Annotated in this window: 18 protein-coding genes and 1 pseudogene; 7 read left to right on the top strand and 12 right to left on the bottom strand. The window is 70.5% G+C overall.

Annotation, left to right across the window (positions count from 1 at the left end; all coding sequences use genetic code 11):
• Nucleotides 1-83: 83 nt before the first annotated feature.
• A complete protein-coding gene (locus RMN56_RS28165) occupies nt 84-932 on the bottom strand; it encodes a DUF4253 domain-containing protein (protein WP_313720716.1) in 849 nt (282 codons plus the stop codon).
• Between the two features lie 312 nt (nt 933-1,244).
• Here RMN56_RS28165 and RMN56_RS28170 point away from each other — a divergent pair, with 312 nt between their 5' ends.
• Nucleotides 1,245-2,249, top strand: a complete 1,005-nt coding sequence (locus RMN56_RS28170; RefSeq protein WP_313720718.1) for a helix-turn-helix transcriptional regulator — start codon at nt 1,245-1,247, stop codon at nt 2,247-2,249.
• Nucleotides 2,250-2,380: 131 nt separating this feature from the next.
• On the opposite strand, the gene RMN56_RS28175 is transcribed toward RMN56_RS28170, so the two are convergent.
• Together RMN56_RS28175 and RMN56_RS28180 are read right to left on the bottom strand one after the other, a co-directional pair.
• Entirely contained in the window at nt 2,381-5,329 is a 2,949-nt protein-coding gene (locus RMN56_RS28175; RefSeq protein WP_313720720.1) for a M4 family metallopeptidase, read from the bottom strand.
• 262 nt (nt 5,330-5,591) lie between these two features.
• A complete protein-coding gene (locus RMN56_RS28180; protein WP_313720722.1) occupies nt 5,592-6,176 on the bottom strand; it encodes a methyltransferase family protein in 585 nt (194 codons plus the stop codon).
• Nucleotides 6,177-6,328: 152 nt separating this feature from the next.
• On the opposite strand from RMN56_RS28180, the gene RMN56_RS28185 reads away from it, so the two are divergent.
• Together RMN56_RS28185 and RMN56_RS28190 are read left to right on the top strand one after the other, a co-directional pair.
• Nucleotides 6,329-6,562: a DUF1737 domain-containing protein gene (locus RMN56_RS28185; RefSeq protein ID WP_313720724.1), complete on the top strand. Its 234-nt coding sequence runs from the start codon at nt 6,329-6,331 to the stop codon at nt 6,560-6,562.
• A 36-nt stretch (nt 6,563-6,598) separates the two neighbouring features.
• Nucleotides 6,599-6,781, top strand: coding sequence for a hypothetical protein (locus tag RMN56_RS28190; RefSeq protein ID WP_313720726.1), 183 nt, complete (start codon nt 6,599-6,601; stop codon nt 6,779-6,781).
• A gap of 3 nt (nt 6,782-6,784) precedes the next feature.
• Here RMN56_RS28190 and RMN56_RS28195 read toward each other — a convergent pair whose 3' ends face one another.
• The 4 genes from RMN56_RS28195 to RMN56_RS28210 all read right to left on the bottom strand — a co-directional run bounded on the left by RMN56_RS28195 (nt 6,785) and on the right by RMN56_RS28210 (nt 14,572).
• On the bottom strand, nt 6,785-9,217 hold the full coding sequence (locus tag RMN56_RS28195) for an ATP-binding protein (RefSeq protein WP_313720728.1): 2,433 nt from the start codon (nt 9,215-9,217) through the stop codon (nt 6,785-6,787).
• 88 nt (nt 9,218-9,305) lie between these two features.
• A complete protein-coding gene (locus RMN56_RS28200; RefSeq protein ID WP_313720730.1) occupies nt 9,306-12,332 on the bottom strand; it encodes a S8 family serine peptidase in 3,027 nt (1,008 codons plus the stop codon).
• 320 nt (nt 12,333-12,652) lie between these two features.
• On the bottom strand, nt 12,653-13,276 hold the full coding sequence (locus RMN56_RS28205) for an RraA family protein (RefSeq protein WP_313720732.1): 624 nt from the start codon (nt 13,274-13,276) through the stop codon (nt 12,653-12,655).
• A gap of 81 nt (nt 13,277-13,357) precedes the next feature.
• Nucleotides 13,358-14,572, bottom strand: coding sequence for an MFS transporter (locus tag RMN56_RS28210; RefSeq protein WP_313720734.1), 1,215 nt, complete (start codon nt 14,570-14,572; stop codon nt 13,358-13,360).
• Nucleotides 14,573-14,750: 178 nt separating this feature from the next.
• Here RMN56_RS28210 and RMN56_RS28215 point away from each other — a divergent pair, with 178 nt between their 5' ends.
• Nucleotides 14,751-15,341, top strand: a complete 591-nt coding sequence (locus tag RMN56_RS28215; RefSeq protein WP_313720736.1) for a DinB family protein — start codon at nt 14,751-14,753, stop codon at nt 15,339-15,341.
• A 23-nt stretch (nt 15,342-15,364) separates the two neighbouring features.
• On the opposite strand, the gene RMN56_RS28220 is transcribed toward RMN56_RS28215, so the two are convergent.
• From RMN56_RS28220 to RMN56_RS28240, 5 genes are all read right to left on the bottom strand, one after another.
• A complete protein-coding gene (locus RMN56_RS28220) occupies nt 15,365-16,258 on the bottom strand; it encodes a hypothetical protein (RefSeq protein WP_313720737.1) in 894 nt (297 codons plus the stop codon).
• Nucleotides 16,258-16,572 (bottom strand): PadR family transcriptional regulator, encoded by a 315-nt coding sequence (locus tag RMN56_RS28225; RefSeq protein WP_313720739.1) that lies wholly within the window; start codon nt 16,570-16,572, stop codon nt 16,258-16,260. The genes RMN56_RS28220 and RMN56_RS28225 overlap by 1 nt, the downstream gene beginning before the upstream one ends.
• 65 nt (nt 16,573-16,637) lie before the next feature.
• Entirely contained in the window at nt 16,638-16,916 is a 279-nt protein-coding gene (locus RMN56_RS28230; RefSeq protein WP_313720741.1) for a DUF2277 domain-containing protein, read from the bottom strand.
• A 152-nt stretch (nt 16,917-17,068) separates the two neighbouring features.
• Entirely contained in the window at nt 17,069-18,208 is a 1,140-nt protein-coding gene (locus RMN56_RS28235; RefSeq protein ID WP_313720743.1) for a low temperature requirement protein A, read from the bottom strand.
• Nucleotides 18,209-18,452: 244 nt separating this feature from the next.
• Nucleotides 18,453-18,578 (bottom strand): hypothetical protein, encoded by a 126-nt coding sequence (locus RMN56_RS28240; RefSeq protein WP_313720745.1) that lies wholly within the window; start codon nt 18,576-18,578, stop codon nt 18,453-18,455.
• 245 nt (nt 18,579-18,823) lie between these two features.
• On the opposite strand from RMN56_RS28240, the gene RMN56_RS28245 reads away from it, so the two are divergent.
• From RMN56_RS28245 to RMN56_RS28255, 3 genes and pseudogenes are all read left to right on the top strand, one after another.
• Nucleotides 18,824-19,558 carry an AraC family transcriptional regulator gene (locus RMN56_RS28245; protein WP_313720747.1) on the top strand — a complete coding sequence of 245 codons (735 nt, stop codon included), beginning with the start codon at nt 18,824-18,826 and terminating at the stop codon, nt 19,556-19,558.
• Nucleotides 19,559-19,624: 66 nt separating this feature from the next.
• Nucleotides 19,625-20,208, top strand: a pseudogene (locus RMN56_RS28250) (dihydrofolate reductase family protein).
• A 247-nt stretch (nt 20,209-20,455) separates the two neighbouring features.
• Nucleotides 20,456-21,319 carry a hypothetical protein gene (locus RMN56_RS28255; protein WP_313720749.1) on the top strand — a complete coding sequence of 288 codons (864 nt, stop codon included), beginning with the start codon at nt 20,456-20,458 and terminating at the stop codon, nt 21,317-21,319.
• The last annotated feature ends 17 nt before the right edge of the window (nt 21,320-21,336 follow it).

The raw sequence follows: 21,336 nt of genomic DNA on the forward strand, positions 1-21,336 counted from the left end.
GGCGGAGCCAGGGCCGCCCCCTCACGGCGCGGCCCAGCCGCAGGCGACAGCGCGCCCAGCGAGTCACGGCGTGGTCGGGTTCGTCAGGGCCGGTTGTGCACGAACCACGCGTCGCCGGCGGGCAAGGCAACGGCGACCTCCCACCGACTCAGGTCGAGGTTCGGGGCGAGCGCCTTGAGCTGGCCGGCCGCCGTCCACGCCTCGTCCCCCGGTGCCGGGCGGCGGCCCACCTGGAACTGCAGCATGGTGCCCCACGACGCGACCAGGCGGGCGTCCCACCGGTGATGCCACTGCGCCAACACCTCGGCGAGGGCCTGCCGGTACTCCCGGGTGAGCGCACCGAAGAAGTCCACCCAGTACCCCGAGCGGCGGACGTCACCGGTGGGCAGCAACATGAGCAGGACGCTGTCCGGCGTGTACCAGTAGTCGGTCTGTGTTACGAACCGCACGCTGCCGAGCACCTGGGCGTACCGGTCGGCGTCGGCGAGCAGCCGGTCGTACAGCGCCCGCTCCAGCGTCTGGCGCGGAGCCGGCAGCGCCACGTCCGACACCAGGTCCGTCAGGTCCAGGCCGGCCATGGACCGCGCGTAGTACTCGACCTCGCCCTCGTCGACCTCCTCGCTGTAGTGGCGGTAGGCCAGCCAGGGTTCCGAAGACGCGGCCGCCTCGGCGAAGGCACGCAGCTCCGACTCGGACGGTCCCGGCTCGGGCTCGGGCCGGATCCGCAGCGTGCCGTCGAAGTCGTCGGTGACCATGAGGGGCCGGCGTCCGATGACCGGCGCCAGCGCGTCGGCGGCCTGCCACGCCTCGTGCAGGCGATCGGGGTCGATGCCGGCGACCAGTACGGTGCCCGACGGGCCGTGCCCGATCGGCAGGCCGGCCAGTGGCGTGCCGACGAACGCCGCTTCGATCTGGTCCAGGTCGTTTCGCACGGGGCCAGTGTCTCCGATCATCGACGGCGACGCGGCCTGGAGGTGGTCCGGGGCCGCCACCGCGAGGGCTCTCCAGGCGTCAACAGCGGTCATGATCTCCGACGAGGCGCCGAGCTCGACTCCCGGCCCCACGTCCATCGGCTGGTACGGGCGTCCTCGGGGCCATTACGGCTGGTAGAACTTGCACCGGCCGCACAGCGGTCCGGGCCAGCGCCGTCCCGCCGACAACGATGCCGCCCCGGCGGCCCGACCACCACACCGATGGTGTCCGCCCAGGCGGAACACGCGCAGACCACAGGAGTGCCAGAACGTATGGACGGAACCGCAGGCAGCCCGTGGGTGGTAACCGGTCTGGATCCCCTGGCCGGGCGGGTGTTGGAGCACCTGGTGGGCGTGCCGTCGGCGGACGCCACCGACGTGGCGGCGGCGGTCGGGGTGTCGCCGGCGGAGGCGGAACGAGTACTGCGGCACCTTGCGGACTCCGCACTGGTGCTGCGGATCGACGGCACGGCGCCGCGCTGGGCGGCCGGTCCCCCACGGTCGTCGCTCAGCGCCCTGCTGGCCCGGCGGCGGGCCGAACTGGCCCACGTCGAGGGCATCGTGGAGCGGCTCCACGAGGTGTACGAGGCGGTGTCCGGGCCGCGCGCCGCGCACCTGGTGGAGGTGCTGGAGCGCGAGGACGAGGTGCCGGCACGCTACGGCCAGCTGCTCAAGGGGAGCTCGGTCGAGGTACTGCATCTGGCCAAGCCGCCGTATGTGACGGCCGCGCAGGGGTCCGTCGCGGAGCCGGGGGTGGCGCCCGGGGTGCGGATGCGGTCGGTGTACGAGACGGACGGCTTCACCGACGCCGTGTCGCTGGAGACGGCGCTGCGCGGGACGGGTCAGGGTGGGGAACTGCGGCTGGCGTCCGGGCTTCCGGTGAAGCTGGTGGTGTTCGACCGGGCGGCGGCTCTGCTGCCGGTGCGCGGGGACCGCCCGGCGGCCGGTTCGATGGTGGTGCACTCGCCCGCGCTGGTGGTGGCGCTGGTGGCGCTGTTCGAGAGCGTGTGGGAGCGCGCCGACCCGGTGTCGCTGACGAGCCGACACGACGGGCCGGCCCCGAAGCGCGATGTGACCGGCGAGGGGCCGGACCGGCGGACACGGGAGATCCTGCACATGATGGCGACCGGGATGAAGGACGAGGCGATCGCCCGCGTGCTCAAGGTGAGCCGCCGTACCGTGCAGAAACATGTCAGCGATGCGGGTTCCCTGCTCGGCGCCCGGACCCGGTTCCAGATCGCGCTGCTGGCGGCGGAACGGGGGTGGCTGAAGCAGTAGGTGCGGACCGGATGCCGCAGGTCCCTACGGCCGAACCTCCTTGCCAGGACATATCCCGAACACGACGGCGCGCCGGGACCGCCTGTAGGGGTCCCGGCGCGTCGTCGTGCAGCGTGCCTCCTAGCCGGGGCTCACGCGCAGGACTTGGCTCCCTTCGCGTACGCCAGGCCGAAACCGCCCGCCGACGAGTCCATGAAGATCACCTCGCGCCCCGCGCCCGCCGTCGCGAACATCTGCGCGCCCGGGCTGCACGACGCCGGGCCGACGTACGTCCCGTTGAACGCGTACTGCTTGAGCTTCGGGTTGAGCGAGTTGTCCGGGTAGCCGCCGTTCGCGAGCCAGAGGTCCACGGGGGCCTCCTCGGTGATCGTGAGCGTGGTGTCGGACAGCGTGAGGACGTCCGCCCGCTTCGCCTGCGGCGAGTTCTCCTCGAAGAGCAGGTGGCTCGTGCCGGTGGCGAAGTCGAAGAGCCGCACGGAGTCGTTGTACGTCCCCTGGTTCCACTTGCCGTCCACGTAGCTGCCGTAGTCGCGGTTGATCACCCAGGCGACGCCGGTGCCGGACACCTGCGGGTAGCTCATCGTCTCGGCGCCGGGGTCACCGCCGGCGAAGGTCGTCGTCCCCGTCGCGACGTCGTACACCTCGACGCCCAGCGACCACCGGTTGCCGTTGGCGTCGGGCTGCGCGAAGTCCTCGTACCGGACGTAGGAGATCTTCCCGTTCTTGACGCTCGGGGCGGTCGCGTTCCCGGGCCAGTCGGGGTGCGCGAGGGTGTGGACCGTCCGCGAGCTGCCCTTCAGGTAGCGCACGACGTCGCGGTACCCCTGCGCCGGCTCGTACTGGCTCCACGCGATGACGCTGCCGTCGAAGCCCAGGCCGTCGATCCGGTACGGGGAGCTGTAGAGCTCCTCGACGTCGCCGCCGCCGATGGGCGCCGACAGGATGCGGTCGGTCTCCCACGTGGGCGAATCCGGGTTGTCCTCGATCGACAGCCACACGACCCGCTTGCCGTCGGTGTACGGGAAGCTGTGCGTGTTCCCGTCGTCCGGGGAGATCCGGTACGGCGCGACCTTGCCATCGGTGCGGCCCACCCAGATCGACGGCGGCTGGGTGTGGTTCGCGTCCGACCGCGGCACGGTGAACCAGCCGCCGGCCATGCTCGCCTTCATGTCGATGTACAGCCCGGTGTTGAGCCGGTCGACCAGGAGGTCGGTGTTCTTGCCGTACAGGTTCGCCTTCCACTTCGCGGTGATCCCGCGCGAGTCGAACGCCGCCCGCACCACCTTGAGGTCCCTCTGGCTGAGGCCCGAGGACTTGGCGGAGGCGAGCACCGCGTCACGGGCGTCGACGAAGTCGGACATGGGCGTGAGGTAGTCGGTGAGCGCCCGGTAGACGATCTTGTCGGCCACCGGACCACCGAACGTCTGGCGCAGGTCCCACAGCGCCCCGGACACGATCGTCGAGTTGAGGTGCACGCCGCCGTCGTCCATCTGCGGCGTGTCCATGAGGTGCTGGAAGTCCGCCGTGGTGGCGCCGTCGTCGAGGTTGCGCAGGGCGCACCTGGTGGGCGCCAGGGTGCGGCAGAGGTCGCCGCCGATGAGGCTCGCCTCGGGGTCGGACATCGACGTGCCCGACGCGTCGAGGTCGATGGCGTTGCCGAAGTAGTCGGCGATCGCCTCGTTGAGCGCGCCCGGCTGGCCGGCGTAGACGAGGCTGGCGGAGTTCTCCACCACACCGTGCGTCATCTCGTGCCCCACGACGTCCGGGTCGGCGGCCAGCGGCAGGTACTCGTCGTCGCCGCTGCCGTACACCATGCGGGTGCCGTCCCAGTACGCGTTGACGAACGGGTAGCCGCCGTAGGTGATGCCGACGATCGAGTTGATCGGCATGCCGTCGTCGTCCAGGCTGTTGCGCCCGAGCTTCGCCTGGAACCACTCGAACACCTTCGCGGCGTCCCAGGCGGCGTCCACGGCGCCGGCGTCGGTCAGGTCCGCGCCGAGCGTGCTCGACGGCGACGCGAACGGGCCCACGCCCTCGGGCAGCTGGCCGTCGAGCAGTTCGTAGTAGTCCCGGCCCCGAGCGTCCCAGGTGGTGATCGGCACCGTCCGGCCGTCCGCGAGGGTGTGGGTCTGGTCGATCATGAGGTAGGAGCCACCGTCGTCGGTCCGGACGAGCGGGACCGGCACCGTGGCACCGTGCAGGCTCGTGCCCTCGCCGACGACCGGTGTCGTGCCGTCGCCCGACCGGGACGGCTCCGTCACGGCCCGCGGTGCGACGGCCGTCCCGCCCGCGGCCAGGGCGGCGGCCTGCTGCGCGGTCGCGAACGACTTGATCCGGCTGACGCTGAGCAGCGTCAGCCCGTTCGTCGCGCCCACGTACACGTCGCGGAGCACGGGCTGGCCCGTGACGATGTCCTTGCCCCTGACGAGGACGCGCCGCGCGAATACGCCGGTGCCGGTCGGCATGACCACGAGCCCCTGGTCGGTGCCGGTGAGGTCGGCGTGGGCCGCGTCGGGCGTCGTGCCGGGCCGCGGGGCGCCCGCCACAACGGCCGCACCGGGGTGCAGGCTCTTGCGGACGTCCTCGACCGCTCGGGAGATCGCGACGTCCGCGGGCATCGGGGTGCCCGTCGTGTCGACGTCGAGGTCCGTGAAGTAGGTGCCCGACGTGCCGGTCACCGTGCGCTTGCCGGCCTTCTTCTCCATCCGCACCACGTACTGGGCGCCGAACACGGGCAGGCCCTTGTACTTCTGGTTCAGCCGGACCGTCTCCCGCGCGCCCTGCGTGTCGACGCTCGCCGTGGTGAGCGTGCCGGCCGGGTCGGCCATCTTGTAGCGGTCCTTGTGGCCCGCGAGGTGGGCCTTGGCGGCCTTGTCCGGTGCGATGGTGGCGTCGGCCGGGTCGGCCAGGTCGTCCACGAGCGCGGGGGTGTCCGTAGCGGGCGCCACGGTGGCCGGGACGGACACCTCCGCGGCCGCCGTCGTGCCCGTCGGCGCCGCGTTCGCGGCCTGGGCGGTGGTTCCGAGGAGGGCAGCTGCCGCCAGAATGGCGAGAGCCGGTGGTGCCTTGAGTCTGCGCATCTACTGCTCCTGCAAGGTGGTCCAGCGCCCGGCCGACTCCTTGCGGCACGGGGTTCGCTCACCCTCACCGTGATGTCATCGTTGACACAAGGACGACTTTGCGCATCTGCACAAGTCGGAAGCTCACCGAGGAACCGCTGATCGCAGTGGCATACCTGGTCGGAGGCGGTGGTGGGTGCAGTGTCATCCGCAAGGCGGCAGGCATCGACTTCGTCGCGGCGGAGCGGTACAGGACGTCCGCGAACTCCGGCCACGGCAGAAGTCACCAGACGTGGGGAACCAGGCGAGCACGGCTTGCGGCAAAGTCTCGGTAGCGGTTGCCGAGCTCAGCAGTCAGGGCTCGCTCCTCGATCCGAAGTCGATAGATGAGAGCGATCGAGATTACGACCGCCCCACCGGCAACGCCGACCCAGTTACCCAGCATCAGGCCACACCCGAGGAAGGCGAGCAGCAGGCCCGTGTAACTCGGGTGCCGCAGCACCCGGTACGGACCGCTATCCACGACGGGCTGGTCTCCACTGGTCATCACTACTACCGTGAAGTACCTACCTAAGCTCGCGAAGGCCCACCAACGCAGCAGCAGGCCGAGCCACCCGATCACCGCCCCGAGCGCGAACAGCCACGGGCCGCCGATCGTGGCGCCGGGTGTGACCGCTCGTCCGGCAGGTAGCAGCAGGATGCCACCGAAGAACATCGCCCGGAAAAGTATCTCCGCGCGCAGATTGACACGGGTCGCGCCGTGCCGTACGCGGAGCGCCTGCGAAACCTCGCCCACCACGAAGGCGCCGACGCTCGCGGCTAGGACGATCCGAGCCCAGGCGGAGTGTTCTCCATACGGCGCGAGCACACGGGGATTGTCGCCTGGTCCCGAGGTGGTGGCTATACACCCCGCGACAGCGGGCGTACGCGAACCCGTTCGCCGGGTGCGGGAGGACCGCACTCTCATACCGGTGGTCACGCGCGAGCACGACGGATGGTGGCCACCACTGTTGCTCAGGCATGACCGGGCGGCACAATGCGACGGTGTCAGATCATTCTGAGCCGCTCGGCTACCGGCTTGTCACCGGACCCGATGACGCTGACTTCTGCGCCCGCGTCAGCGGCCTCCTCCACCAGGGCTACCGGCTGTACGGCTCACCGGCGCTGGCCTTCAACGGGGAACGCGTCATCGCCGCTCAAGCGTTGGTACTTCCGAACGTCGCCGGGCCCGAGCCGGCCGAGGGCCCCAAGTAGGGGGACCTCATGGCCGCCGACCGAGCATCACGGTACGTGACGGGCGAACGGCAGCGCCCGACGCGCGCGGACCTGTCGATGAGCGGACGTTCGAGACGGTTGCGTGTTTCCCGGCGGCGGTCGGGGAATCTCGTCGCCCACCACGGCACCGAGCGGGATGTCGAGGCGTGGGAGGTCGTGCTGGCCGACGAGCCGGAATCCGAGCCGGCGACCCCGTAGTGGTCAGGCGGGCACCAGTTCGCGGCAGCGGCGCAGGGTGGCCAGGGCGACCGGCGCGTCGCGGCCCTCGATGCCGGCGGCGAGTTCGGCGACCACCGGCGCGGCCCGTCCCGGCTCGCCCGCGGTCACCGCGGCCTCGGCCAGCACGAGGACCGCCTCCGCCGCCCAGGCCCAGATGCCCTTGTCCCGGACGAGGGAGACCGCGTCGAGCGCGTGCGGCACCGCGTCGTCGGGCCGGTCGGGCAGCAGCAGTCGGGCCAGCCCCGACGCGGCCTGCACCAGCGGCAGGATCGCGCCGACCCGCCGGGCCTCGGCGATCACGTCCCGGAACTGGCGCTCCGCCTCGGCCGGGGATCCTGAGCGGGCGAGGACGGTGGCGAGTTCGGCGCGGACGTCGAGCCCGGCGAACGGGATCCGTTCCGGGGTGGCGGCCAGCCGGGCGAGGCGGTCCGCCAGCCCGTCGAGCCGCCCGGCGGCCCGGTCGAGCGCCAGTTCGGTCACCTCCACGAGGCCGAGCAGCCGCTCGTACTCGTTCGTCTCCATCAGCCGCCGGGCGGCCGAGGCCAGGGCCGACGCCCGGTCCAGGTGCCCGGCGTGCAGGGCGCCCTGGGCCCAGTTCAGGCAGGCGCGGACGTGTTCGCGGGGCTGGTCGGCGAGGACCGGCGATGCGCGCATCTCGTCGATGACCAGCCAGGCCGTCGGGTCACCCAGCTCCAGCAGCAGCGAGGCGCGGGCGATCCGTACCTCCAGGTGGGCGACCGGGTCGCCGCTGGCCGCCGCGGCCTCCTCGGCCGCCGCGCAGCGGGCCAGGTGGTCGCGCACGTGCCGGCCGACCACCGTGTCCGGCGCGGCCAGCACCGCGAGCGCCTGGGCCCGGCGTCGCGGGGCGCGCAGGTACGGCACGGCCCGTTCGATCTCGGTGTACCCGCGCAACTCCTCGCCCTGCTGCCGCAGCATCCGCCCGAACACGAGGCCCAGTTCGCCGCGGGCCCCCGGCGGCAGGCGCCGGTCGGCGAGCAGCCGCTCCAGCACTGGAATCACGGGCGCCTGGCTGAGGCCGTCGATGGCCGAGCGGCCCAGCTTCGCGGCGAGCCGGACCCGCACCGGACGAGGCAGCTCGGCGAGGTCCATGGTCTGCAACAGGAACCGGGCGGCGGTGGCGTCGTCGCCGCGTTCGGTGGCCAGGTCGGCGGCGGCTTCGGCGTTGCGGACGAAGTCGGCGCCGCTGCCGGCGAGCCGGTAGTGGTGGGCGAGCTGCGCCACCGGCCGGGGCAGCGACTGCTCCAGCACCCGGGCGGCACGCAGGTGCAGCCACTGCCGGGTGCCGGGCGAGAGCAGGTCGTACACCACCTGGCGGGCCAGGTCGTGGCGGAACCGCAGCCCGTCGGTGGCCTCGTGCAGCAGGCCGGCGTGCTGCGCCGCGTCCAACTCCGCGCGGACCGCGTCGCCGGGGAGGCGCAGCACGGCGGCGAGGGTACGGCGGTTCGGCACGAGGCCGAGGACCGCGGCGGCGCCGAGCACCTCGCGGGTGGATTCGTCGAGCGAGCGCAGCCGCCAGAGCAGCACGTCCCGGAGTACGAAGGGGACGGTGTCGTCGGCGAGCGGATCGCCGCCTCGTTCGGCGAGGGAGCGCAGCACCTCCTCCAGCACGAACGGGATGCCCGCGGTGCGGTCCAGCAGCGCGGTGGTGAGCCCGTGCGGCGGGTCGCTGAGCCGCAACGTGCGGGCGGCCAGCTCGCGTACGTCGCCGGCGCTGAGTGGTGGCAGCGCGATCCGGCGCACCGCCCCCGGTGGGGTGCGGGCCAGCGCGTCGTGGATGGGGGTGCCGCCGGTGGGGGCCGGGGGGCGGGCGGTGAGCACGACGGCCAGGTCGGCGACCGGGTGGGCGCCGAGGTAGGCGAGGAATTCGCAGGTCGCCGGGTCGGCCCAGTGCAGGTCTTCGAGGACCAGCACGGCGGGCGTGAGCGCGGTGAGCACCGCGGCCACCGCACGGAGCAGCCGGTGCCGCTCGGCCGGTTGGTCGTTCAGCGGGGGCGGTGCGGGAGGCAGCCGGTCGGCCAGTTCGGGCAGCAGCGGGGCGAGCGCGCCGGCTACCGGGTTGAGCGGGCCCAGTTCGTCGGCGCCGGTCCGGATGGCGTCGAGCAGGGCACCGAGCGGGAACGGCTCCGGCACGTCGTCGCACTCGCCGACCAACCGACGCCGGGTGGAGCCGGTGAGCAGCTCCGCGACGAGCCGGCTCTTGCCGATGCCGGGCTCGCCCTCCACCAGGACCAGGCAGGGTGGCGTCTCGATCAGGTGGCGCAACGTCGCCAGCTCGGCCGCCCGGCCGACGAATTCGATGGGTCCGCGCAGGCGTCCAGGGCGGACCAGGGACTCGAACCCGCCCCGCGTGTCGTGACCGTCAAACCGCCCGTCGCCGCTCGCGCGGGCAGCCAATCATCCGGACCTGTTCCGGTGGACGGCCGGGCGGGCCGGCGGTGACCTGTGGCACACCGCCGGCCCACCCGGCCGCGGGGATCAGCAGTTACGACCGCACCGTGATCGGCACCGTCTTCAACGGATCCTTGCCGTTGCTCAGCACCACCACGCCGATGTACCGACGACCGGGGGCGAGCCCGGACCAGCGCAGCGTCAGGTTCACCGTCGCGCCGGCCATCACGCTGACCTGCTTGGGGTCGATGGTCAGCTTTCCGGCCGACGTGCCAGGCACGCCGGGCAGCAGGGTGGTGATGGTGTACGTGTTGGCGCCCTGACCGGCTGGCGTGTTGAGGGTGTACAACTGCTCGATGATCAGGGTGTAGTCGCCGGCGCCGGGCAGCACCACGTTGGCGCCGTCGGCGGTGCCGTACTTGTACTCGACGAGTTTGCCGGTGCTGTCGTAGACGTAGAACATGAACTCGGCGCACGGGGGCAGCGGGTCGGCGCCCCAGTCGATGTCGACGCAGAGCGGCTTCTGCCCGGTGACGACGATCTGCGGGTTGACCGTGCCGGCCGGTACGTGCACAGTGCCCCGGTAGAGCGATGCCGGCAGGGGGTCGGGCAGTGTGTCCGGCGCGTTCCAGTCCCAGATCGGCGCGTCACCGTGCAGGGTGGCCGTGGTGCTGGTGCCGGCGGTCAGGCCGATCGGCTGCGCGGCCAGGGTGCCCCGGTAGCCGACCTGCGCGGTCATCGAGAAGCTGCCGGAGGTGCCGGTGCCGGCGATACTGTCCGGCGCGATCAGCCCGCTGTTCTTCACGACCAGCGGGATCGTGACCTGGTGCTGGGAGTTGTCCCGCCACGTCAACGAGCCGTCGGTCCAGGCGTCGACGGCGCCGGCCTTGTTGGTGATCTCCACCTTGAAGGTGGCGGTCCGGTCCGGGAGCACGGTCAGGCTGGCCGGGGTGACCTTGACGGCGTAACCGGCGGGTGCGCGCACCGAGGACGTGTAGGTGCCCTTCCGGTCGCTGACGTTGGTGACGGTGCGGGTGATGGTCTGGGTGCCGACCATGTTGCCCATCGCGATCGACGGGTAGTTGAGCTGGCTCGTCTCGATCGCACCGGTCGTGGCGCAGTCGTCGGCGGGTACCTGGTTGCCCTTCGCGGCCAGGCCGCACAGGTACCTCTGCCAGTCCTGCTGGCCGGAGTCGTAGACCAGGCCCGGGTCGAAGGCTCCGCCCGGGCGGACCTGGCCGGCGCCGTAATTGAACGGGGTGGCGTCCGTATCCCCCAGCTTGATCGCGTTGCCCTTGTCCGTGGTGTCGATGGCGGTCGTCATGAGCGCCGACCGGATCGCCGACGGTGACCAGCCCGGGTGCCGGGCCCGCAGCAGCGCGGCGATGCCGGCGATGTGGGGGGCCGCCATCGACGTACCCGATTCGAGCGCGAAGTTCTGCCCGCCGATCGCCGGGGAGAACGCCGCGGCGACGCCCACGCCGGGCGCGCTGATGTCCGGCTTGAGCAGGTCGCCGCCGTTGAAGTACGACGGCCCCGCCGAGGAGAACCCGGCGACCTGCGGCGCCTCGACCCTGGTCAGGGTGCCCGCCGAGATCGTCGCCGTCGCGCTGCCCGCGGCGAGGTAACTTGCGACGGCCGGGGCGTCGGTGTCGGAGATGTGCACGGTGGGCACCGCGTGCAGGTCCGGGTCCAGGGAGTTGACCGTGTCGTTGTAGAGGACCATGCCGACGCCACCGGCCTTCGCCACGGCGGCACTCTTCGCGACCCGGTCGACGACGCCGCGCCGGCAGAACACGATCGCCCCCTTGACCTTGGCCGGGTCGAGGGCGCCGTCGGCGCAGAGTTCGGCGTTCAGCGTGTCGTCGGGGTGCAGCGTGCTGGCCTTCGCCGAGACCAGCGGTGCCGGCCCGGCGGCGGTGCCTCCCACGCCCACCCCGGTGATGGTCGTGCCGTTGCCGAGGGTGAGCGTGCGGCTGTACTGCTGGTCGGTGGTGCTCGCGGCCACCGTGGTCACCCAGGGGGTCGAGTTGTCGACGGTGCCGGCCTCGGGGCCGGCGTTGCCGGCCGCGGCCGAGACGAACACCCCGGCGGCGGCGGCGTTGAGGAACGCCTGCTCGATCGCGCTGAAGTTCTCCATGTCGTCGCCGACCGAGTAGTTGATCACGTCGACGCCGTCGGCGACCGCGTCGTCGATGGCGTGCACGATGTCGATGCTGCTACCCGCTGCCGAGCCCGCGCCGGTGTCGTAGAGCGCCTTGTAGATCGCCAGCCGGGCGGCCGGCGCCATCCCGGAGATCGCCCCCAGGGGCTGGTCGCCGATCGAGGCCGGTACCCCGTGGTCGCCTGCGGCGGTGCTCGCCGTGTGGGTGCCGTGACCGTTGCGGTCGCGGGGCGAGTGGTACTCGTCGGCGAAGGCGTCGGCCAACCCGCTGTCGTTGTACCAGCGCGCCCCGATCACCTTGTTGTTGCAGGTGACCGGCGCCTCGGTACCGACGTCGCAGGTGCCCTTCCACTTCGCGTCGATGCTCGCCTGATCCGGACGCGGGGTCGGCAGCGCGGCGAAACTCGCGCTCTCCGGCCAGAAGCCGCTGTCGATGACCCCGACGATGACGCCCTCGCCGGCATGGGCCACGTCGCCGAACTGCTGCTGCCACACGCCACCCTGCCCGGTCAGACCGAGGTAGTCGGGAGTGTGCGAGGTGCTCGCATGCACCTTCTGGTCCTCGTACACCGCGGTCACGCCCCGGGTGGCACGCAACCGGGCCACCTGCGAGCGGTTCAGCTCCACGGCGAAGCCGTTGAAGGCGGTGTCGAAGGTGGCCTGGGCCTGGCTGGTGGGAATGTTCGCACCGGCCAGCACCGCGCCGCGCTGCCGGCGCAGGTGCTCCCGGTACGCCGTGGCGGCGCCGGAACTCCGGTCGAGCCGGCCGGCGCCGGTCGGCTTGGTGGCGGCAAGCCCCGGCACGCCGCCGGTGTAGCTGGCCAACGGCTGCTCGGCGAGTTGTACGAGGTAGCGGGCGGTCGGTCCGCTGCTGGTCGGCGGTGCCGCCACGGCGGCGCCGGCCGGCGCGGTCGCCAGCCCCGCGGCGATCAGCGCGGCGGTGGCCAGCACGCTCACCGGGGCGCGCCTGATCCGTCCGGGCGAGGATGTCTTCGGTCGTGGCACGTCGTCCTCCACATTCGGTGCCGGCCGCCACGACGGGGTGGCGGTGGCCGAAATGTAGGAGCGGCCGTGATCTTGCAGGACGACGTTTTACCTGCCGGCAATCTTGGAAACAGTCTCGTAACATCACGGGTACTTTTCGCGTCATTTACCGGCGCTCGGCACCACCGGGTCCGGGCCGAAAGCTCGGTGCCGGCCTGGTGAACCTGCTTCTGCCCTTCGGTGCTCACCGCCGACGTTGCGGAACACGGGTCGCCGCGGGCGCGGCCCGTCGATCAGACTTCGAAGCCCTTCTCGCTCAGGATCTTGTTGATCCGGGCGCGGTGGGCCTCCTCCCAGGCATCCAGGGATTCGTCGGCCTCCTTGGCCACCTTCGTCCGAGCGTCGAGGAGCACCTGTTCCTGACGGGCGGAGGGAATGACCACAATGCCCTCTTCGTCGGCCACCACGATATCGCCGGCACTCACCTTCACACCGCCGCACCGCACCTGGCCATTGAGCGGCTCAACAGCTGCTTTGGTCCCTGGGACGGGGATGACTCCCCTGGCAAAGACGGGAAAGCCCATCTCGCGCACCTCGGCGAGGTCACGAATCACCCCGTCCACCACGAAGGCGGAGATCCCGCGGCGCTGGGCGACGGCACACACGTTCCCTCCGCTGACCGCGTAGTCCACGTCACCCGCTTCGACGACGATGATCGAGCCAGGTTCCGCGCGATGGATCGCCGCATGGAGCATGAGGTTGTCGCTCGGCGGGCACCGCACGGTGAACGCCGCGCCGGCAACTCGCTGGATCGGGGACCAGAGGGGGCGAATGCCGATGTTCATGACCTGCTCGCGTCCGAGAATGTCGGCGAGGGTGGTCGGGGAGATGTCCTTGAATCCGGCGGTGTTGTTCATGGTCTGTCTCCATTCGAACGTGCCCTGGGTAGGACCGGGCCGGTCACCGTCGCGTCGCATCGCTTCGCTTGTCAGAGAGGATCAACCCCCAGCGGGTACGGCGACGGCGCGCGTGCGGATGCCCCAGCCGACGAGCCTCGGGTACGCCAGCCCGGCGACCACGAAGATCGCGGCGACGGCAAGCCACCCCGGCCCGCCTCGGCTGATGACGAGCGCGGTCAGCAGCGGGGGCGTCACCATGTTGCCGATCTGACGGCCGGTGAGATAGACGCCCTGGTACTGCCCCTGCGCCCATTCCGGGGCGAGACCGAAGATGACCGCCCAGGTGCCGGTCGACAGGAAGAGTTCGCCGAGGACGTGCACGGCCGCCGCAGTCAGCACCACCACGCAGTTGAGCCAGACCGGCAGTGCGGCGGTGAGCCCGAGCAGGACACAGGAGCCGGCGACGACGAGTGCACCGCGGCGGCCGACTCGGGCCCCATCTGCCGGCCCGTCGGCGCCTCTGGTGGCGCGCACCTGGAAGAGCACGCAACCCACGGTGTTGATCACCAGGGCCGCCGAACCGAGCCACAGCAGCGTGTGGGCGCGCAGCGCGAGCCAGAGTGGCAAGGCGAAGCTGAGCATCTCGTTGTAGAGGCTCGCGACCGGCCCGTCCACCAAGGCAAAGCTGAAGAACGACCGGTCGCGCAGGGCGATCAGGCGCGGCTGGTCGTCCGGGCGTGCCGGAACCGGCGCCGCCGGGCGGACTCGGGTGATCACCATCGCGGCTGCCAGGAAGGTGGCTGTGTTTGCCAGCAACATGGCCACGTATGCGGCGCGGGTGTCCAGCAGCAAGGGCAGGCTGCCGGCCAGTGCGCCCAGCCCGATACCCGCGTTGTTGGCCGACCGCAGGTACGCCCGCAACCGCAACCGTTGTTCGGACGGGACAGCGGCGGCCACCATCGCGCCATTGGCACTCTTCGCGCACGCCTCGCCCACCGCGATGACACTGGCCAGCAGGGTGAACGACCAGACGCCGCGAACGGCGATCAGCCCGGCGTAGGTGATCGCGAGCAGCAGCAGCGTGCCGATCAACACCCGCTTGGCGCCGTAGTGATCGGCGGCATACCCCATCGGGGTGCTGAGGGCCATGCCGACCGCGGCGGCGACTGCCAGTCCCAGCGCCACCTGCGCGGGGCTGAGCCCGACCGACCTCGTGAGGAACAGGGCGCTGGTCGTGAGGTAGGCGCCGTTGCCGAAGGTGTTCACGAAGTGCGCGAAGATCAGGATCCGGGCGTTGCCGGGGGGCGGAAGCACCTGGCCAGCTTAATAATACGTACGTACGGTTTGCAATACTGAGTCGTGCGGCCGGTCGCATGTCCGTACCGTGTCGCCCGGTCGGTGGCAGGTCGGGATGCCGACCGCTTCAGCCGGAGGCTGATCTTGCGGACGACACAGGGCACGATGCCCGGGCGGATGAGGAAGACTGGCGACCATGGCTGACTTGGGCGATGCGAAAGCTGCGCTGCACCACTACCTGCAGGCGACGCGCGAAGACCTGATCTGGAAGCTCGACGGGCTGAGCGAACGCGAAGCGAGACTCCCCCGCACGGCGACCGGCAACAACCTGCTGGGAGTCCTCAAGCATTGCCTCAATGTCGAAGCCGGCTACTTCGGGCCTACCTTCGGGCGCGAATTCCCCACTCCTGAGGAACTGGTCCCTGAGCAGGCGTTCGAGGAGGACCCGCAGGCAGACTGGTACGCGCGGGAGGAGGAGACGAAGGATGGGCTGGTCGATCTGTATCGCCGTGTCGGGGTGTTCGCGGATCAGACGATCGAACAGCTACCGCTCGACGCGCCGGGGCGGGTGTCGTGGTGGCGGCCAGGTGAACAGGCCGTGACGTTGCAAAGGATCATCGTCCACGTGACCTGCGACCTCGCTCGTCACGCGGGTCATGCCGACATCATGCGGGAGCAGCACGACGCGGCGATCGGCCTGCGGCGGGAGAGCAGCAACATCCCTGACGGCTATGACTGGCCGGCGTACGTCACCAAGCTGACGAAGCTGGCTGATCGCTTCGGATAGCCGCCCGGTTCCCGTCGGTGAGTTCAGCATCCGCTCTTCGGCAAGCACAGCGTTGACGTGGCCGGCCGTGGCCTGCTCGCGGTGACGCCGACCACGGCGAGCAGGAACACCGTGCACATGGTGAGCATCGGCGGCAGCATCTTGATCGAGTCCTCGAGCTGCCGGTACGCGCCGTCGACCAGGCCCGGATCCCACCAGCTCATCGTGGACAGGTACCACAGCGGCGCGTTGTGCCGCGGGGCGCGCTCAGGCGGCAGCGCCGTGAACACATACACGGCGGTGACCGCGTCGAGCAGCAGCAGCGCCCCCATCGCGCTGCTGAGCCAGGCAGCGGCGCGGCGGCCGCGGCGTAGCAGGACGTTCACCGCCCAGCCGAGACCGATGGCGCCGACCGCCCAGCAGGCCACGGCCGTCAGCGATCCGGCACGAACCTCGCCGAGCACATCACCGATGGGCGGTACGGCGCTGATGCCCGCGACGCCCAGCGCGAGCGCCACCGGAACCACGACGGCTGCCGCGACGATCCGCTCAGAGCGTGCCATCCACCGGCCGAACCACCACATCGAGGCCGCGGCGAGCGCCACGGCCAGCGCGTACCCGTAGGGCGCGGCGTCGTGCGCACCGGTCACGTCGGCCAGCAGAGCCGCCGTGGTCAGAAGAAGCAGTAGCAGCACGCCGAACGCGAACGGCGCGACGACCAGCTTGATCACAGTGAAGCCAGCGGTGCGCGCCTGAGCCACGGTGATCGTCTCCGCCCTCCGGGTGAGCCGGTCGTGCAGCGCGCATCGGGCGGTGTCGGCCAGGTCCCGGGCGGGGGTGTCACTGGCGGCGAGCAGTTCGGCGACCTCGTCGCCGTAGCGTTCGCGGATCGCGGCCGGGTAGAGCGCCAGCACGGCGCGGATGATCCGGGCGCGCATCAGGCAACCGCCAGCCGGCGCAGCCCGGTCGCGGCGAGGGACCGCATGCGCTGCAGCTCGGCGCCCAGGGCCGCGCGGCCGGCGTCGGTCAGCCGGTACGGCTTGCGCCGGTCCTGCTCGGGCAGGGCCTCGATGTAGGCGTGCTCCTCCAGGCGCCGGATCGCGCCGTAGAGCGTGCCGGGCCCGGGGCGGGCGCCGGTGAGCTCGCCGATGTCGTCCTGCATGGCGTACCCGTGCTTGGGCCCCGCGGCGAGGCTGATCAGGATGTGCAGGGCCGGTTCGGAGAACCGGCCGAGGTCGGCGAGCCCGGCCATGGGACCTCCCTTACTACGTCCCGCGTAGCATCGCAGTGCGTAGCAAGCCGGTCAAGCCTGACCGCTCATGCCCCTCGAAGACCGTACCGTTCGGCGGCGCGCGCCTTGGCCTTTGCCGCCTCCACCTCGCGGTCGCGGGGAGGCGCCTTCGTCACGAGGCTGTCCAGCAGGGTTCGGGTGGCTGCCGTGACAGCGCGAACGGCCTCGCCGAACGCCTCCTCGTTGGCCGCGGACGGCCGCGTCGTGCCGCTGACCTTGCGCACGTACTGGATGGCGGCGGCTTCGATCTCATCGTCGGTTACCGGCGGTTCGAAGTTGTGGAGCACGCGAATGTTCCTGCACATCCTCCTAGAATGCCAGGTCGAGCGGACATCGGTAGGTGGGTCACCCGTGACGCCCACCGTGACGATGCATGTCCCAGGGCCACGGCAAAGTCGTGCCGGCGGCCGGCCGGGATTCTGTGTGGATCGGCCCGGGGGTAGCTGCCTGCGACCTGTCACGATGGTGCGCCTGGTGGCGACGGTGGTTCGGCTGGATGGGCTCGAGCGCGAGTGGCGTCGGAGATGGCGACCCCGGCGAGGACTGCGGTGGCGGCGAGGGCGACCAGCAGTGGCGGCAGGAGGAGCATCACCGGTGTCAGGGCGGCCAGCACGACCACGCCGATCGGTCGATCCCGGGATACGCGGGCGAAGACCGCGTACTCGAAGCCGGCACGCCCGGCGAGGAAGAGTGCGGGTCCGCCGAGGATGACGGCGATCCAGGCCGGTTGCGTATGTCCGAACGGATGGGTGATGACGAGTTCGTCGCCGACGGCGGTGACGACGATGCCGGCCACCATGACCAGGTGGGCGTATGACGTCGATGCGGCGAGGCGGGCCGGGTCGGGGGCCGCTTTGATGGCTGCGGCCGCCAGTTCCCCGGCGCGGTAGATGTAGATCCGCCACAGCAGCACGGTGGTGGCGGTCGCCACGAGGAACGCAGCGGTCCGGTCGGGCGTGAAGGCGGTGCCGCGAAGCGTCAGTCCGGTGACCAGGATCAACTCGCCGAGCGCGATGATGTAGAACTGCCGGTAGCGCTCGGACAGGTGTTCGGCCACGGTCGGCAGTTCCGACGGGGGCGTGCGGCCGATCCTCGGCGTGGGGTAGGAGAGCGCGTATGCGGCGTAGTCGAGCGCCACCGCGAGTGTCCACAGCGCCACACGCGCCGTCCCGTGCGAGAGCGCCCCGGCGATCCACGGCGGCGCGGACACGCCGTACCAGAACAGTATCCGTCCGGAGGTGCGCCGTGGTGCGTGGCCCCGCAGGGTGATCACAAGGAAGACGTTGGTGCCGATGAACAGGGCCACGAATACCCCTGCGAAGAGCAGGCCTTGCCCGCCGAACGCGTCGGGCAGCGCTATCGCGATCACCAGGGTGCCCACCAGAGTCGCGATGACCAGCAGCTGCATCGCCGGTTGTTGGGGGTTGAACCTGTCGGTTATCCACGCCGTGTTGAACCAGATCCGCCACACTGTCAGCAGCAGCAACAGCGCCTGGAAGGCGCCGCTCCAGGTGAGATCCTGGATCAGCGCGTTCGAGAGTTGGGCGAGCGCGAAGACGAACGCCAGGTCGAAGAACAGTTCCAGGTACGTTGCCATCTGGGGATCCCCAGGCATGCGCAGCAGCTCGCCCGCCCGGCTCGTCGTCATCGGCCCGCCCGTTCTGTCGGTTTCGCGGCAGCGTTCAAGCAGTCGTACCACGCCGCCATGCCTCCCGGTGCCGACAAGACGATGCCCAGGGCTTCTCGCAACGAGTGACGAGCTGACGCGGCGTGGCGGGTGGGCCACGCAGTTTGGGTGAGTCCGAATCGAAAGTCATGCCCGCTCGGCCCCGGTGCAGTCGTCAGGTGATGCCGACTAGTGCCAGGGGCCGGGTGCTGTCGCAGGCGTGATGCCGGTTGGCGGCGGCGGTGTTGGCGATTCCGGCGGCGCGGAGGGCGCCGATGGCGGCGTTGCGTAGGGCGGCCATGACCTCGGCCCGGTTCCGGTGCGAATCTGAGCGCGTCTTCGTCGTAGGTGACGTCGGATACCTGGCGTGGGCCTGGTGCATCTCGTCACGACCCGACCGGCAACCCGCGCCAGAACAAGCCCACCAAGTGCGGATCCTGGCCGACGCCTGCGCCCCGCCGACCGGGACCGCCTCCCCGCCGCCATTCGCGAGCGACTCCATCGCAACGAGGGGCGTCGCCGTACGCCCGGCTGACGCTGCCGCCGATGCCGTCGGCGTTGCTCATCGTCAACCTCGGGGCGCCGTTCCGCATCCGCGCCGGCACCGACATCGAGACGGCCGAGTACGCCGACGGCTGCGTGGTCACCATGCCCACCCGCGCGTTGGAGTTCGGCTGCCCACTCCGGACCCGGTCCGTCGGCGTGCACGTCAAGCCGTGGGGGCTGGCGCCGTTCCTGCCGATGCCGGCGGCCGAGCTGTGTGACCGGCCGGTGACGGTAGAGCAGGTTTGGGGCCGGCCCGCCATTGCTGAGCTGCGAGACCGGCTGGCCACGGCGGACGGACCGCACGAGATGCTGAGGCTGCTCGAGGAGGAGCTGATGCGACGGCTGTGCGAAACCGCCGGCCTGGGGCTGGTCCGCCATGCGAGCAGCGTCATCGCGGCGACCGGCGGGGCGGTGGCGATCGGCGACCTGAGGGTGGCAGCCGGTGTCAGCAGCACTCATCTGGCACAGCGGTTCAAGGAGCTCATCGGCGTCACGCCGAAGCGGCTGGCCCGCACCTACCGCTTCGCCGCCACCCTGTTCGCGATCAACCCCGCCGGACCGATCGACTGGGGCGACCTCGCCAGTGGCGCAGGCTACTTCGACCAGGCCCACTTCGGCCACGAGTTCCGGGCGTTCACCGGGCTCACGCCGACCCGGTACGTCGAAGTCCGGCGGCGGTTCCTGCGCGAACATCCCGGCCACGTGCTGGACGGCTCGCCGCTGCCGGCCGATTGATTTCGTACAAGAGGGACAGCTCACGACACGCTAATTTGGGGGCACCCCAGAGCAGAGGAGAGCCCCGTGGGCAAGGTGGTCATGTACAGCTCGGTGTCGGTGGACGGCTTCGTCGCGGACGAGAATGACCAGCCCGGACCGCTGTTCGACTGGTTGTCCAGCGGTGACGTCCCGTTGGACGAGAGCGGCGAGGTGAAGGTGTCGCAGACGTCCTACGACTACACCAGGCCGTACTGGGACCAGATCGGGGTGACACTCGTCGGCCGCCACGTCTTCGACCTGACCGACGGCTGGGACGGGAAGCCTCCGAGCGGGATCGACCACGTGGTCGTCGTGACGCACCGGCCGCAGCCCGAGGGCTGGGACCCCGAGGCGCCGTTTCACTTCGTCGACGGCGTCGAGGCAGCGGTGGCCAAGGCGCAGGAGCTTGTGCGGGTGACCGCATGGTCGAGGTCGCCGCTGGAGAGGTCGGTGGCCAGGTGCTTGCCGCGGGCCTGGTCGATGAGGTGCGCATGGACGTCGTACCCGTGGTGTTCGGGTCCGGCAAGCGCTACTTCGGGTCGGTCGACGCGCAGCACCTGTTGGAGGATCCTGACGTGGTGATTCAGGGCAACCGGGTGCTTCACCTGCGCTATCGGGTGCGCAGTTGACCGATGTGAGCGGGTACGCGAGGAAGTCCACCGCGAACGGTGACACAAGATCGGACCTCCGGCTGCATTTGCGCATCGCGGTCCCTGGTCAGGCAGCCGACGCCGATCGAGGCTAGCAGTATGCGCAGCGCGCCTCCGCCACCACAACAATGAGCATAGACAGGTTGACATCAACTGATACGCTGCCCTCTCCTTACCCCCAAGCAGGAGAGACACCGTAGTGAAGAAACTATCAAGCGTCGCGTCCGTGCTCGCACTCTCAATGGGAATCGCTATTGCCCCGGCAGCGTCTGCCTACGCTGCTACGGACAGGAGTGGGGCGGAACGGCTGAACATCCCGAACAGCAGTGCGTGCAAGGCGGGCCGCACGGTCATGCAAGGCATGGTGGCAGGGCCAGGCGGCCAGCTTTACATCGTTTTCACCAAGGCGGCCGGCGCGGAGCCGGTCCTGTCCAGGTGGTTGCGCGACGGCTCAACCTGGGACGGCGCTAGCTGGATCTGCGCCGGGGCGCCGACCTCCATACCCACACTCGGCCACGGTAACGACCTCGCCTACAACCCGAACTATCTGGGCCAGGGCCCGGCCTTGATTGCCACCCAAGGCAGCCAATCCGCGTTTCTGAGCGATAAGGTGACAATCGTGCGCCTGAACGGCGATGGAACTTTTGGCGCAACCGGGGAAGTGCGTCTACCGATAGGCAACATCAGCGGCCTCTGCTACAGCGCGACGGCCGCCGGTGGAGCCGGCAAATATGCTGCCCGACGGTTGGGCAGCCTGTGGACCCATCCGGGCGCCGGTGCGCTTACGAGTGGATGGACGCTGGCGAAGAGCAACCTGACGAGTCACGATAATCGTTCCGACCAGGGGATTGACTGCTCTGAGAACTATATCTGGAACACCAAGTCAATCAACACGTCAACGCCCGCTACCGGGTGGAACTGGGTGTACCAGTACAACTGGTCTGGAGGCGATGTGGAGAGCGACATCGGAATTTCGGGGAACAACTTGACCGACGAGATCGAAGATGTCACCCATGTGGGGAGCGAATTCTTCGTCGGCATCAACCGAAACGACGGGCTAGCCGACTCCGTAAAGGTGTTCACCGAATAAATTCGAGCAACTGTGAT

Source organism: Micromonospora halotolerans, from assembly GCF_032108445.1.
GTDB classification, from domain to species: Bacteria; Actinomycetota; Actinomycetes; order Mycobacteriales; family Micromonosporaceae; genus Micromonospora; species Micromonospora halotolerans.

Coding starts and splice junctions, on each gene's coding strand:
- RMN56_RS28245 (WP_313720747.1), top strand. CDS start 18,824: ATGCCGTCGGCGTTGCTCATCGTCAACCTCGGGGCGCCGTTCCGCATC.
- RMN56_RS28175 (WP_313720720.1), bottom strand. CDS start 5,329: ATGCGCAGACTCAAGGCACCACCGGCTCTCGCCATTCTGGCGGCAGCT.
- RMN56_RS28205 (WP_313720732.1), bottom strand. CDS start 13,276: ATGAACAACACCGCCGGATTCAAGGACATCTCCCCGACCACCCTCGCC.
- RMN56_RS28220 (WP_313720737.1), bottom strand. CDS start 16,258: ATGCGCGCCCGGATCATCCGCGCCGTGCTGGCGCTCTACCCGGCCGCG.
- RMN56_RS28235 (WP_313720743.1), bottom strand. CDS start 18,208: ATGGCAACGTACCTGGAACTGTTCTTCGACCTGGCGTTCGTCTTCGCG.
- RMN56_RS28240 (WP_313720745.1), bottom strand. CDS start 18,578: ATGGCCGCCCTACGCAACGCCGCCATCGGCGCCCTCCGCGCCGCCGGA.
- RMN56_RS28185 (WP_313720724.1), top strand. CDS start 6,329: ATGACCGGGCGGCACAATGCGACGGTGTCAGATCATTCTGAGCCGCTC.
- RMN56_RS28215 (WP_313720736.1), top strand. CDS start 14,751: ATGGCTGACTTGGGCGATGCGAAAGCTGCGCTGCACCACTACCTGCAG.
- RMN56_RS28170 (WP_313720718.1), top strand. CDS start 1,245: ATGGACGGAACCGCAGGCAGCCCGTGGGTGGTAACCGGTCTGGATCCC.
- RMN56_RS28230 (WP_313720741.1), bottom strand. CDS start 16,916: ATGTGCAGGAACATTCGCGTGCTCCACAACTTCGAACCGCCGGTAACC.
- RMN56_RS28225 (WP_313720739.1), bottom strand. CDS start 16,572: ATGGCCGGGCTCGCCGACCTCGGCCGGTTCTCCGAACCGGCCCTGCAC.